This window comes from Synechococcus sp. H55.8 (assembly GCF_047462375.1).
In the GTDB taxonomy this organism is placed as follows: domain Bacteria; phylum Cyanobacteriota; class Cyanobacteriia; order Thermostichales; family Thermostichaceae; genus Thermostichus.
The window spans coordinates 136,236-149,839 of record NZ_JANSJC010000002.1; the positions used below are offsets into that span (position 1 = coordinate 136,236).

Sequence of the window (13,604 nt, forward strand, 5' to 3'; positions counted from 1 at the left end):
CAAAACTAATAGGGAAAGTAGCTGATCTTGCTAAGTGATAGGAGTCCGCAGCCGTAGGAGCGCCCTCGCCCAATTCCTTGTTGCACTGCTTTGACCAAAGCTTCAGCATCAGTTACCCGCAATATGCCCTGGAACAAAACGGTGTGGATACGAACTGGCCCGGAGAGCCCCTTTTTGATCCCAAATATTTGCGGCGATGGGATCCCTTCTGCAGCCAACACCTCAAACCCATGCTGCTGGCCCTGGCGGCGGAGCCATTCCAGTTGATCCTCAGAGCGAAAAAAGCCAATAATCTTGTGGGTCTTCCTATCTCGCTTGCTGGGATTTGCTCGAAGTCGAAACTGAAAGCATCTTCCCTTACTTAGAACTTCTGGCTTTAGGTCAAAGATTTTGACTTCCGGATCCCTTTGGACATAACCCTGGGGCAAGCGAGACCAATCTGGTTGAATGGCTGATTGTACCAGGAGAGTGCAGCCATCGGGTTCTTGACGGTAAAGAATATGCCAATCGGAGCGAGGGGTTTTGGTGGGTTGATCGGGAAAACCATGCATAATTCGCTGGTGCAAAGCGTGAGCATTACTGAGCTCTCGCTGCACCAAAATCTGTCGCTCGTTGAGGATCAGCCGGGAAAGATACATATCACCTCCGGGAGTTTATAGTATTCTGTCTTCACAGCCCGGCAACCGAAACGCCGTGGCTGCCAGCTCAAAGGCACATCTTGGCGCACATCTAAGCTCTCAGGAACCTCCAAAACAAAGCGAAGTTGAGAGGGACACTGCTCGCGTCTAGAACACTCGTAAGGGTGCTGACGCAAAGCTTCCAGCAAGGGCTGCTCCACAAGCCCCAATCGCAAAGGGCGGCTGGGAATAAAACTCTTCCGTCCTAGAAACACTTGCCAGTGAGGTTTTTGCAAAGCTTGATCCAAGGTTCTCAGCAAATTAAAATCCCCTTCCAATCCCACCAGGTAATCCCCATCCGCTACGTAGTAGCGCTCACTAAGCGTCGTTTCCGCTTTACGCCTATCGTGCATATTGTTTTGCACTGTGTGGAAGTCTTTGCGAAGGATCCCTTCCTTATTCACTCGCACCCCCATTCTGAGGGCAGCTAGATCATCAACAGGTTCCCAACGAGGGCGACCCAGTGCCGCGCAGAGGATCCCGATGACAGCCGACTTTGTAGGCTCACGACGGCTATCGCGATAATCAAACTGGCTGTGGTCGCCCCAGCTCATCATCGGGGCCCGCAATCGCATGAGAAGCGTAGTCATGATCTAAGCTCCTTTGCCGTTGTTGGCCACGCCAAGAGCTTTGAGAGCACTATTTAAGAGCTCTTCTACAGAATCTTTCTTGCTAGATTTGAGTACGTTAAGTCTCTCGGCTAGCCTATCAAGGGCAACAACGCCCTTATACTGCACATCAGCTTCTCCATACATCTTGATAAGTGATCCCCAATACTCATCTAAAGCTTTAACGGCATTTTCCAGTAGGCTAAATCCTCCACTAGGAGCAACCGGGTTTTCAAAGGCATCCACCAAGGAAATAGGCTGCCCTTCTCGAACTACCACCATCACCAATGCTGGCCGAGTGTGGGCGGCAAATCCGTTTTGATGTCCGCTGGGCACAGCATGAATGAAAGCCGTAGCAAAAGCCTTGATAATGGATCCTAGATGTTCAGTTCCACCTAGATTTTCAACCAACTGCTCCTTATCGAGAACAGCAAAGCGGTAGTAGGTAGAGCTGTTGTACCCCGTCTCGCCCATGTGGTCGGCTCCGGTGTCCTCACTACTGCCCAGGTCGTCTACGGCTGTGAAGAAGTCGAATTCTTGTTGCAGGACATTAATACTAGTTGCATGGGCCACTTGAACGGCAGCATCGACATTGACTGTGGGTAGCGAGGCCATCATCCGACCGAACAAAGCCACATCACCCGGTTTTCCTGTATCAACCAAAGCTTTCTCGATCGCCTTGGCTATGTTGGGATCCTTTTGGGGAAGCTTAGGCTTTTCCTCTCGTAAGCTGGATTCGATGGCAGACCAGTTTTTGATTAGGATTTCGGCAATTGCATCAAGTTCTGTCTTACCCAAAAATATAATAGTGGTGGCTTCGTTCTTATCATTAAACTTGAGCTTAAGCCCTTCCTCTAAGGCCAGCCGAGCAACCAGCTCAGCTTGCTCATCAGGGATCCCTGCCTTCACAAGCTTAGATTTCAACTCAGGGATCCAGTTACGAGAGCGATCGGCAAAGTGAGCCGGGTCTAGCTTGGCATATTGGTAATAGTATTTTCGCGCTGCCCGCTTCTGGCACTGGCTAGAGATTCGCGCTCGCGGACGACCGCCGAATATCGTAGATTTGGGCATGCCATTTTCATCGCGGTTTAGGTTGGCAGGAGGGAAACTTTGAATCAAATGAATTTCCATTCGCATGGCTATTTCTCCTCTAAGGTATGGTGTCGGAACAAGTCTGCTAGCTTAAACAGAGGCAAGTGCCTCTCAGCCTACATCCTCTTTGAAGTCATCGGAGACCTCGAAACTTACATTATCAGTTTCTTCTGACCTTGCAGATCCAGAAGAAGGTGATTGCCAAAAAGTTCTAGCCCATTTATCTTGAACAACTTGATCGGGGTGGTTCCATAAGCAAAGGTCAACGATCAAACGTGGGTAGTAAACAGAAATCCTCCTCTCCTTTTTGCTCTTCATCTGTCGCACTAGAGCTGTGATTGGATATTCGATATAGTCAAGATCGGTCTCCAGAAGAGCTCTAAACCTTCGTTCTGGGCCTTTAGATTCAGTGCTGTCTTGCAGTTCCCGACAGCTTTTCGCAAAGTTACCGGCATCCGGTTCTGCATCTTGATCATGGTAAACAGAGAGACACGCCACAAAGATCCAGATATCCTGTTCTTGTTCGGGGATCCCTTGCAAATAGGGCAGTACAAAGGGGTAAATTTTTCGTAAGTGGTGGTGCTTGCCGGAAAGTGCCCGCTTGAAGGCAACTTTGGCGCCGGTGTCGTTTTTAAGGCGATCCTTAATTTCCTGTAAGAACTTTTTTGCTCGTTCTAGTCGATTATGAGAAGAGATTTGAGTTGTAGCCATAACTTAGACTCCTATTGGACAACGGCTTGCTCCTTCTTCTGCTTTTTCTTAGCTGTTTTTTGTTTTTGAGCTTTCTTTTCCCTTGGGTCGGCGCGAAGCTCTGCTAGTTTCCACTCCAGTGTGCGCAAGGCAGCTGCTCTGGCCTGATGATTGCGAATAGACTCAATGGATTCGGTGAAGGCTCTCCGAGCGGCATCTTGTACAGTCTTAATCCAGGCAGGTAGAGTGGTAAGTCCATAGCGGGTAATGCCATCAGCTCCAGTTTGGTTATCTTGGGGTAAATCATGAAGTAGCCTTGAGAAAGCTTGGTCTAGAATTGTCCAGTAGCGAGACTCTCCATCTAAAGCTTTGGATAGCTTCTTGGATAGATTCTCAGTCTCTTCGTTTTTGAGAACCTCTGCCAGAGAAAAGTAGGGGCTGCCTTTAAAAGATCGAAAGATTTGTTGATGGTTCTCGGCAATTCCAATAGCGCTTTTTAAGCTCTGCGCCAACTCCAAATCTGTAACAAACTGTATTGGAACTGAAAATCGAGCCGAACTCCATCCTAAAGGTTTAGCCTGGTCAGCGCTCATACCCAACACTTCAAATACAACCAAATTATTGACCAATTCTTCTGACTTGAGCTCAGCTAGCCAGTCCACAATCCGAGGACGGGTTTGCTTGCCAGCCGTCAAGAGAAAACTGTCCGCATCCCGCCACAACTGTCTGTGTAAAGATAGACGCACTGGTTTACCTTCTTTATAGGCAACGCTACATTCCCACTGCCGGGCCTCTACACCCTCGGGTAGGGAGTTGCCCATAGTGATAGCCAATTGCTGCACTCGCCCAGCTTCTGAAAACAGCCGCAGCCGCCGCCAGGGAAAGGTTAAGTAGTGGATGTATCCCGCAGGGATTTCTTTTTTCGGTTGGCCAGTGTAGCCAACTTCGGTTTCCCAGGTGGGTACATCTTCTCCAGCTACCACACTCGGTATCTCATTCTCTGGGCTATACTGCATCAAGTTCAGCATCAGCGTCTCTTTTAAGGTTCTTCCTTTTAAAAGGACATTGGCAACATTCATAGTCGGAGTGTTTACAGCAGAGCGATTGCCACTGTCTTGCCCGACATAAAATGCCCTTAGGCTAGTGATATCGACTCCCTGTAGACGCACCAATAGTCGAGCAGCTTCCGGCAAGGAGATGCTGTAGCCGCTCCATTCGTGTTCATGAGAGAATACTTCAGAGGTGCTCATGGTATGGATGGCGTAGACAGGCACGGCTCTTTCTATAGGTAAAGCTGGATCCTGCATGAAGGGGTGAGTGGGATGGAATAGGTCAAAACAATTTTGACTACCCTGCAAGTACTCAACAACTCTCTTTCCATTGTCTTGAAAGATTTCCTTCCAGTGATCTGTATCTGTCGGCCCAAGATAGGCTCGGTGCATAATTGCCAGTAGAAAACGGTAGAGGGCTAAAGTGGTAGGCGGATTATCTCCTCGAATCTCTTTTAGGCTTTCCCACTCTCTAAACAACTCAACTAAAGACAACTCTTGGATCCGAAAATCGGGATCGAGTACAGGGATCCACTTTTCTCTGGTGAGATTAAAGGATTGGCTCTCCATGAGCTCCTCCCCAACGTTAGCTGTCAACCTTCTCGATCACGATCCCTAAGTTAGGATCCAACCGTAGCCGCCAGTTGCCAATCTGGGCCCACCCTTCGGCGTTCAAGACAACGTAGCGACAGTTACGCAGCAGAGCAGATGTCCAAGTTTTGGGGTTCTCCCGCCTCAGCAGCTCCTTTACAAGCTCCTGGCGGGAAGCAATGCGAACACTGTGGGCCAGTAACTTACGAATCATCGGCAAGCTGGGCTCAGTTTCTAGATCCACTGGATCGTGAGAGCCGGGAAAGACTAAACTGCTCTTCCCTTGTTGCAAGAAAATTGTTACTACTGAAGGCTGCCCAAGTCTGGTAACGGCAGCGATAGTGCTTTCGTCATCCTCTTTTTTTAGGTAGGTAAACTGTTCGGGCCTCACATCGGCATGTGGCGGTGGGATCTTTACTTCATTAGCTCGAGATCTTTTAGCATCCTCTTCTTCAACTTTGTACTTTTCCAAAGAGTCGTTCCAATCTTTGGAATGAACTGGCTCTAAGTTTTCGGGGGTAGGTCTCTCCAGGTCATATACTGATTCAATTAAGTCGTCAATTTCTTCAGGTAGTTGCACGTTTTGGCGCTGTCTCAGAGTCAACCAACTGCGTAGGAGAATGTGCTGATCGTAGATAGAGCTACTCTCCCGAAAATTAGCTCTGCCCTCAGCGTCCAGCTCTGGTTTCACTATCCACAAGTAGGGAGCAGACAGCTCAGGTGGTCGCTTATCCCGCCGATGGCGGTGGAGTCGCCCAGAGCGTTGTAGAAGAAGATCAATGGGAGCTAGGTCGCTAATCATTAAGTCAAAGTCAACATCTAGGCTTTGCTCAATGACCTGAGTTGCTATCAAAACAAAGTGAGAGGGACGTCGATGTCCTTTTTTGCCAAATTTCTCTAAGCATTCTTTCTCAATCTGCTCTCGATCTTTGAACAAAAAGCGCCCGTGAAATAAACCCAATTCTTCCGGCGGAAAATCATTTTGGAGATGCTTAAACACTTGCTGGGCGCGATCAACCGTTGAGCAGATAACAGCAACGCACCCACCCCCTTTGGAAAGCACTTGCCGGAGTTCTGCGGGCCATTGGTCATCCTGAACCCAGCGGATCCCTAGTTGACGGCGCACGTGCTCGGAAGGAGCAAAAGGCTGAGCTAGGGCGGCTCCAGAAGCTAAAGCAGTGATGCGAGGGTAAGGGGCGGCAGGCAGTTCGGGCGGGGGCTGTCCACAGCCCCTGGCATAGGCAGCCAGCAATCGCTGGCGGGTACCGGCGGGCAGGGTGGCCGAGAGGGCGATCACGGGGGATCCCAAAACGGCTGCCCATTCCAGGAACCGCTCTAGCAGAGTGCTGGTGTAGAGGTCGTAGGCGTGGATCTCGTCCAGGATGATGGTGCGGCCTGCCAGACCAAACAGCCGGACAAACTGGTGGCGAGCCCGTACTGCACCCATTAGGGCTTGATCAAGGGTGCCCACCCCGTAGGGACTGAGCAGCGTTCGCTTGCGGGCAGTGTGCCACTCGCTGGCAAAAACCCCCTTGCCCTCCTGGTCGTAAACCTGATCTAGGCGGCAGACAGTCTCTAGGTAATCTTCTTTGAGAGCTGCTGCCCCATGGCTGAGGGTTAGGTTCACGATGGTATCGGGATAGCGCTTTTGCAAAAATGACTTGACGCGCTCGAACATGGCGTTGCTGGTTGCCTGGGTAGGCAAGCCGATGTAGAAGCCGCCGGCTCCGCTTTGGTGCTGCAGGTGGTCGGCCAGGTAGAGCGCCGCCTCGGTTTTGCCCTCCCCCATGGCGGCCTCGACAATGACCAAGCAGGGTGGAGCCAGCCTGTCCTTCAGGGCAATGGCTGCCGATTGCAGCGGTCGCGGTTCGCTGATGAAGTCAAAGAGAGCCTCAAAAGTAAGAGGGCTGCCTGTGGGGGGCGCAACCCAGCCTTGGACCTTCAGGGCTTGCCGGGCTTTTTCAGGTATCCCCTGAGCGTAGGTCTCAAAGGGCTCGTCGTTGGCGTAGGGAAAACTCTCCGCATTCGAGGCAATCCAGTCCGCAACGGTTGTCAGGCCGGCCAAGATCATGGCGGCGGCATTGTTGCAGCGGGTGGGGATCCCTTCTCTTTTCAGCCCAACAAAACTTTGTAGTTGCTGGAAAATCTCTCGACGAAATGGGATCCACTCCCCTCGACCGACATCGTCGGGGGAGAGACTTTGAATATCCTGAAGTCCCGGGAAAAAGCCATGATGACCGCCGACAATAGCTGACAATTTTTGGGCCAGTTTCTTTGGCAGTTCCAGCTCTTCCAGAAAGCTGGGCAGGGTTGCGGCGGTCACTGTTCCGTGAGGAGTTGGTTGGCCGGTGTTGGGATAGCTGCGCCACAGATCGTAGAGACGGGATCCCACCAGGGCTTTTCCCACTTCGCCAACTTGAAACTGAAAGGCAGGACTGACCTTGCCCAGGTCGTGGCAGCCTGCCATGAACCCGCAAAAGCGAGCTAAGGGATCCCCTTCCAGCCCCAACCCTGCCGAGAGCTGCTGACGGGCAAGGGGGCTGAGGTAGGTTTGCACGATCTCGATGGCCACGGCTGCCGTATCGGCTAGGTGGCAGAGGACGGGATGGTATAGAGGTCGGCCATCTTCTCGCAACTGTCCCTGTCCGGTCTTGGCCCAAAACTTATTCATGGCGACGGCTCCTTGTCGGTGTAGCGCTGACTCATTTCGCAGATCTCTTGCCGCATCATGTCCACCAACTCCGGGGGCTCCAGCACTCTGGCTCCTCTGCCATAGCCCAACACCCAGCGCTTGACGTCATTCATCCCCTGCACGGTTATGCGCAGAACCAGGGATCCGTCTGGGTTTTCTTCGATGACTTGGGTTGGATGCCAGCGCCGCTCCCGAATGAAGGGTGCCGTTTGGGCATCAAACCAAATCCCCACCTGGCGAGGGATCCCGCCCGCCTCATGCTGAAAAATCATTGCCAGATAGGCTTTAGCATCGAAGTTGGGATCTATCTCAAAAGTGTCCGCCAAGGTTTTGAGAGCCAGAATCCTGTCCACTCGGAACCAGCGCACCTCTTGTCTTTTGTGACACCAGCCAATCACGTAGGGATTGGTGCCGCGGTAGATGTGCAAGAGATAGGGATCCAACTTCCGTTCCGACACCTGATCGCCTCGACTGGCGGTGCGATAGCGCATCCACACTCGTCTTTTTTCCCGACAGGCGTCCTCCAACTGTTGCCAAATCTCCCAGTCCAGATGGGTTTCCGCCCCCGCCCGAAAGATGAGACGCTCATCGGCTAGCTGCTGGAGATCCAGCCACTCCTGCTCCGGAAGCCGTTGCGCCAACCGCCCAATCGCCGAGCGCAACTGCGGGGCATAGGCCGATCCTGCGTAGGCTTCCAGCATTCTCGCTCCCAAAGTCAGGGCAAACAGTTCCCCCTTGGTGAGGGGTATCGTCGGCAGGCGCCATTCCCGATCGGTGTAGTGATATCCCTTTTCGCGGCTGACTTTGATGGGGGCTTGAAAGCGATCCTTCAAGAAGCTGATGTCTGCTCGAACAGTCCGTTCGCTCACCTCCAAAGCCTCAGCCAGCGAAGCGGCTGTCTGCCGCTGCTCAGAGCGCAGCAGCACGTCCAGCTTCAGGATCCGCTCTAACTGGCGTAGCATTGCATACCTCAGCAAGGATGAGCGCATTCTAAACAACTCACCCGGCAAAAACACTTCCGACTTCTCTAAAGATTTGCTGAAGGTTGAAACTTCCTGCTCACGGGGATCAGCATGAACCCTGATTGGACAGGCCAGACAGGGCCGAGAGCGACCCTAGAAGCTGCCTATCCGGCCTGGCTGCGCAACTGCCGCAGCAGCCGCTCGAACTCTTCCGGCAGAGGGGCAGTAAACTGCAGCGGCTGGCCGGTGCGCGGGTGGACAAAGGAGAGCTTCCAGGCGTGGAGAGCTTGGCCGCTGAGTTTGACGGGGCTGGTTTTGCTCTGGGTATAGAGGGGATCCCCGACAATGGGCAGGCGCAGGTGGGCGGCATGCACCCGAATTTGATGGGTGCGGCCGGTCTCCAGTTCAAACTGCATCAGGGTGTAGTTGCCCAGGCGCTCCAGCACCTGCCAGTGGGTTACCGCCGCTCGCCCTTGGCCAGAGGGCAAAACCGCCATCTTCTGCCGCTCCACCGGGTGGCGGCCAATGGGGGCAGAGATCGTGCCTTGGCTCTGGGCTGGCCGGCCAAACACCACCCCTAGGTAGATGCGCCGAGCCGTCTTGGCCTGGATCTGGGCCTGCAGATGCTGGTGGGCCTGATCGTGTTTGGCAATCACCAGGGCGCCGGTGGTGTCCTTGTCGAGGCGATGGACGATCCCTGGGCGCAGCTCGCCGTTGATCCCGGAAAGGCGAGGACAGTGGGCCAGCAATGCATGCACCAGCGTGCCGCTGGCATGCCCAGGAGCAGGATGCACCACCAGACCGCGCGGCTTGTTGATGACCAGCAGATCCTCATCTTCGTAGAGAATGTCTAAGAGGATCCGCTCCGGCTCCAAAGTTGTAGGGGTGGCTGGCGGGATCCGCACCTCAATCTCATCCCCGGCTTGCAGGGGGCGATCCTTATCCAGGCAGGGCCGCCCATTGAGCCAAACCTGGCCCTGGCGAATGAGCTGCTGCAGGCGCGAGCGCGACAGCTCCGGCAGTTGTTCCGCCAACCCGCGATCCAGCCGCAAGCCCTGCTGTTTTTCCGTCACTCTTACCTGGCGAATTGCTGCCACCGGATCCCTGGGGCCTTCCATTTGCCCTGTTTCCGCAAACTGCTGCTTTGAAAACATTGTGGCAGAGCGGTTACTTTTGCATTAGGTAAAAAAGGGCGAAGATTTGTGGCAGCTCTTTCAGCTGGATCCTGGCGAGATTGCCTTTGTCTCCTCCCCATCTCAGCCGTCTCTGGGGGCGTTGTGCCGGGATTCTAGCCCCAGGAAAACCCTCAGTACAGTGGGGGTATAGACCCTCAAAGCTAGGCCAGGTCCTGGCCAGGGGAAGTTTTTTGCTACACACAACTATCACAACACTTATTCACGCTTGCTCTGATGGGCATAAGGAGACAAAGCATGTCGGATGGAGCAACGCTGGGATCCCAGCTTCAACAATCCCCTCACCGCCAGCTTGGCTCAGAGCCACCCTTGGTTGTGCCCCTCATAGAGGTGGGGCTGCGGGACGTGGCCCAGGTGGGTGGGAAAAACGCCTCTCTAGGGGAAATGCTGCAGCAGTTGACCCCCAAAGGAATCCGCGTGCCCCTGGGGTTTGCCACCACCGCCCATGCCTATCGCCAGTTCATCGCCGCTGCTGGCCTCGAGGAGAAGCTGCGGGAGATCCTCAAAGACCTCGATATCGAGGATGTGCGGAACCTGCGCGAGCGGGGCAAAGCCGCCCGCACCTTGATCCTGCAGACGCCTTTCCCCCCAGAGTTGGAGCAGGCCATCAGCGAAGCCTACCAGAAGCTGTGCGAGCGCTACGGCCCCGATACCGATGTGGCGGTGCGCTCCAGCGCCACAGCAGAAGACCTGCCGGATGCCAGCTTTGCCGGCCAGCAGGAGACCTACCTCAACGTGCACGGGATCCAGGCAGTGCTGAATGCCTGCCACCGCTGCTTTGCCAGCCTGTTTACCGACCGGGCCATCTCCTACCGCCAGATCAAGGGCTTTGACCACTTCCAGGTGGCCCTCTCGGTGGGGGTGCAGAAGATGGTGCGCTCCGACCTGGCCTGTTCGGGGGTGATGTTCTCCATCGACCCAGAAACGGGCTTTAAAGACGCGGTGTTGATCACCGCTGCCTATGGGCTGGGGGAAAACGTGGTGCAAGGCATCGTCAACCCCGACGAATACGTGGTCTTCAAACCTACCCTAAAGCAGGGGCTGCGCCCCATCCTCTCCCGCAAGCTGGGCAGCAAAGCCCTGAAGCTGGTCTACGACGAGGAGGGATCCCGTTCCACCAAAAACGTACCCGTCCCCGAGAGCCTGCGCCGCCAATATGCCCTGCAGGACGACGAGATCCTAGAGCTGGCTCGCTGGGCCTGCCTCATCGAGGAGCACTACTCGGCGCTGCGGGGCCGCTTCACCCCCATGGACATCGAGTGGGCCAAAGACGGGATCACGGGCGAGCTGTTCATCGTCCAGGCCCGCCCCGAGACGGTGCAATCCCAAAAGGCCACCAACCGCCTCAAGACCTACCGCTTTACGCAGACGGAGGCGCGCCCAGACCCCCTGGTGCGGGGACGGGCGGTGGGAGAGGCCATCGGCCAGGGCACAGCCCGCGTCATTTTGGATGTGCGCCGCTCGGATCAGTTCCAGGCTGGCGAGGTGCTGGTGACGGAGAAAACCGATCCCGACTGGGAGCCGATTATGAAAAAGGCCAGCGCCATCGTCACCAACCAGGGGGGCAGAACCTGCCATGCGGCCATCATTGCCCGCGAGCTGGGGATCCCGGCCATTGTTGGCTGCGGCAACGCCACGCAGGTGCTCCGCTCCGGCGATCCCATCACCGTCTCCTGCGCCGAAGGGGAGGAAGGGCGCGTCTATCCTGGTCTATTGCCCTATGAGGTGACGGAGATCCCGCTAGAGGAGCTGCCCCGCCCCCGCACCCAACTGATGATGAACGTGGGCAACCCGGAAAAAGCCTTTGGCCTGAGCGAGATCCCTTGCGACGGCGTGGGTCTGGCGCGGCTGGAGTTCATCATCGCCAACCACATCCAGATCCACCCTCTGGCCTTGATCCACTACAACGAGGCGGTCAAGGAAGAGCCGAGCCTGGCGGAGCTCACCGCCCAGTATGCCGACAAGCCGGAGTACTTTGTAGACAAGCTGGCCCAGGGGGTGGCCACCATCGCCGCTGCCTTCTACCCCAAGCCGGTGATTGTGCGCCTGTCGGACTTCAAGAGCAACGAATACGCCCACCTGCTGGGCGGATCCCGCTATGAGCCCCACGAGGAAAACCCGATGATCGGCTGGCGGGGGGCCTCCCGCTACACGGATCCCCGCTACCGCGATGGCTTTGCGCTGGAGTGCCGGGCCATGAAACGGGTGCGGGACGAGATGGGCCTGACCAACGTCATCTTGATGATCCCCTTCTGCCGCACCCCGGAAGAGGGGCACAAGGTGCTGGAGGAGATGGCCCGCCACGGCCTAGTGCGGGGGGAAAACAGCCTGCAGGTGTACGTCATGTGCGAGCTGCCCAGCAACGTCATCCTGGCCGACGAGTTCTGCCAGATCTTCGACGGCTTCTCCATCGGCTCCAACGACCTCACCCAGCTCACCCTGGGGTTGGACCGCGACTCGGCCCTGGTGGCCCACCTTTTTGACGAGCGCCACGAGGCCGTCAAGCGGATGATTGCCCAGGTGATCCAGACGGTGAAAAGCCACGGGCGCAAGATTGGCATCTGTGGACAAGCCCCCAGCGACTACCCTGACTTTGCCCGCTTCCTGGTGCAGCAGGGGATCGACTCCATCAGCCTCAACCCCGATTCCCTGCTGAAAACCCTGTTGGTGGTGGCCGAGGCGGAAGCTGCCGGCGCCCACTAGGGGACTGCGCCGGGATCCCGTCTGCTGGGTTACAATCTTCTCTGCTGTGTTGCCACCCCCGCCATGATCCACGAACTCTCCATGCCGGCCCTCAGCTCCACCATGGAAACGGGCAAGATCGTTGCCTGGCTGAAGAACCCCGGCGACCGGGTGGAGAAAGGGGAAAACATCCTGGTGGTGGAGTCGGACAAAGCAGACATGGATGTGGAGTCCTTCCACAGCGGCATTCTGGCCAGCATCCTCATCCCAGCCGGGGAATCGGCGCCGGTGGGCGCCCCCATCGCCCTCATTGCTGAAACCGAAGCGGAGCTGGCCGAGGCCCAGGAGAGAGCCAAGGCCCTCTCTAAGGGTGCTGCGCCGGCGGCTACCCCTAGCGCGGCCTCTGTCCCCACCGTTCAACGGCCAACCCCTGCGCCTGCAGCAAGCCCCCCCTCCACGCCCCCAAGTGGCTCCGACGGAGCTGGATCCCAGCGCATCCTGGCTTCCCCACGGGCGAAAAAATTGGCAGAAAGCCTGGGGGTTGACCTGCGCACGGTGCGCGGCTCCGGCCCTGGTGGGCGCATCGTAGCCGAAGATGTGGAGCGGGCCGCAGCTCAGCCCGCCTCTGCCCCGGCGGCAGCTCCTTCCTCGGTCACTCCTCCCCCCGTCTCTGTGCCCCTGGGAGAAGTGGTTCCCCTGAGCACCCTGCAGGCGGCGGTGGTGCGCAACATGAACGCCAGCTTGGGCGTGCCGGTGTTCCACGTCGGCTACACCATCACCACTGACAGCCTGGATCAGCTTTACCAACAGGTAAAACCCAAAGGGGTAACCTTGACGGCCCTTTTGGTCAAGGCTGTGGCCGTGACTCTAGAAAAGCACCCCCTCCTCAACGCCAGCTACACCGAAAACGGGATCCATTACAAAGCCGACATCAACATCGCCGTGGCGGTGGCCATGGAAGATGGGGGCCTAATTACCCCTGTGCTCAGGCAGGCCAACCGGATCGATCTCTACGAGATCTCCCGCCGCTGGAAGGATCTGGTGGAGCGGGCGCGGCGCAAGCAACTGCAGCCGGAGGAGTACACCAGCGGCACCTTTACCCTCTCCAACCTGGGCATGTTTGGGGTGGATCGCTTCGACGCCATCCTGCCTCCCAACCAGGGATCCATCTTGGCCATTGGTGCTGCTCGCCCCACCGTGGTGGCCACGCCGGAAAAAGCCATCGCCATCCGCTCCCAGATGCAGGTTAACCTCACCTGCGACCACCGCGTCATCTACGGTGCCCACGCCGCAGCTTTCTTGCAAGATCTAGCCCAGTTGTTAGAACAAAAGGTGGGATCCCTGACGCTGTAACCAGCCCATCCGCCA

The 13,604-nt window shown here is 56.1% G+C and carries 10 protein-coding genes; 2 read left to right on the plus strand and 8 right to left on the minus strand.

The window, feature by feature from the left end; translation table 11 throughout:
• Window positions 1-5: 5 nt before the first annotated feature.
• The 8 genes from cas6e to NW862_RS01730 form a co-directional block, all read right to left on the minus strand.
• Window positions 6-638, minus strand: a complete 633-nt coding sequence (cas6e, locus tag NW862_RS01695; protein WP_414335465.1) for a type I-E CRISPR-associated protein Cas6/Cse3/CasE — start codon at window positions 636-638, stop codon at window positions 6-8.
• A complete protein-coding gene (cas5e, locus tag NW862_RS01700) occupies window positions 620-1,267 on the minus strand; it encodes a type I-E CRISPR-associated protein Cas5/CasD (protein ID WP_414386206.1) in 648 nt (215 codons plus the stop codon). The genes cas6e and cas5e overlap by 19 nt, the downstream gene beginning before the upstream one ends.
• Before the next feature lie 3 nt (window positions 1,268-1,270).
• A complete protein-coding gene (gene cas7e / locus NW862_RS01705) occupies window positions 1,271-2,416 on the minus strand; it encodes a type I-E CRISPR-associated protein Cas7/Cse4/CasC (protein WP_414335463.1) in 1,146 nt (381 codons plus the stop codon).
• Window positions 2,417-2,488: 72 nt separating this feature from the next.
• On the minus strand, window positions 2,489-3,088 hold the full coding sequence (gene casB / locus NW862_RS01710; protein ID WP_414335462.1) for a type I-E CRISPR-associated protein Cse2/CasB: 600 nt from the start codon (window positions 3,086-3,088) through the stop codon (window positions 2,489-2,491).
• Between the two features lie 11 nt (window positions 3,089-3,099).
• The gene (gene casA, locus NW862_RS01715) at window positions 3,100-4,686 is read right to left on the minus strand and encodes a type I-E CRISPR-associated protein Cse1/CasA (RefSeq protein WP_414335461.1); all 1,587 of its coding nucleotides are present in this window, start codon (window positions 4,684-4,686) and stop codon (window positions 3,100-3,102) included.
• Window positions 4,687-4,702: 16 nt separating this feature from the next.
• The gene (cas3, locus tag NW862_RS01720; protein ID WP_414426857.1) at window positions 4,703-7,378 is read right to left on the minus strand and encodes a CRISPR-associated helicase Cas3'; all 2,676 of its coding nucleotides are present in this window, start codon (window positions 7,376-7,378) and stop codon (window positions 4,703-4,705) included.
• Window positions 7,375-8,361 (minus strand): helix-turn-helix transcriptional regulator, encoded by a 987-nt coding sequence (locus NW862_RS01725; RefSeq protein WP_414335455.1) that lies wholly within the window; start codon window positions 8,359-8,361, stop codon window positions 7,375-7,377. The genes cas3 and NW862_RS01725 overlap by 4 nt, the downstream gene beginning before the upstream one ends.
• Before the next feature lie 164 nt (window positions 8,362-8,525).
• A complete protein-coding gene (locus tag NW862_RS01730) occupies window positions 8,526-9,479 on the minus strand; it encodes an RluA family pseudouridine synthase (protein ID WP_414365864.1) in 954 nt (317 codons plus the stop codon).
• 312 nt (window positions 9,480-9,791) lie between these two features.
• Here NW862_RS01730 and ppsA point away from each other — a divergent pair, with 312 nt between their 5' ends.
• Window positions 9,792-12,257, plus strand: coding sequence for a phosphoenolpyruvate synthase (gene ppsA, locus NW862_RS01735; protein WP_414426858.1), 2,466 nt, complete (start codon window positions 9,792-9,794; stop codon window positions 12,255-12,257).
• Between the two features lie 63 nt (window positions 12,258-12,320).
• Entirely contained in the window at window positions 12,321-13,589 is a 1,269-nt protein-coding gene (locus NW862_RS01740) for a dihydrolipoamide acetyltransferase family protein (protein WP_414347125.1), read from the plus strand.
• Window positions 13,590-13,604 lie beyond the last annotated feature (15 nt).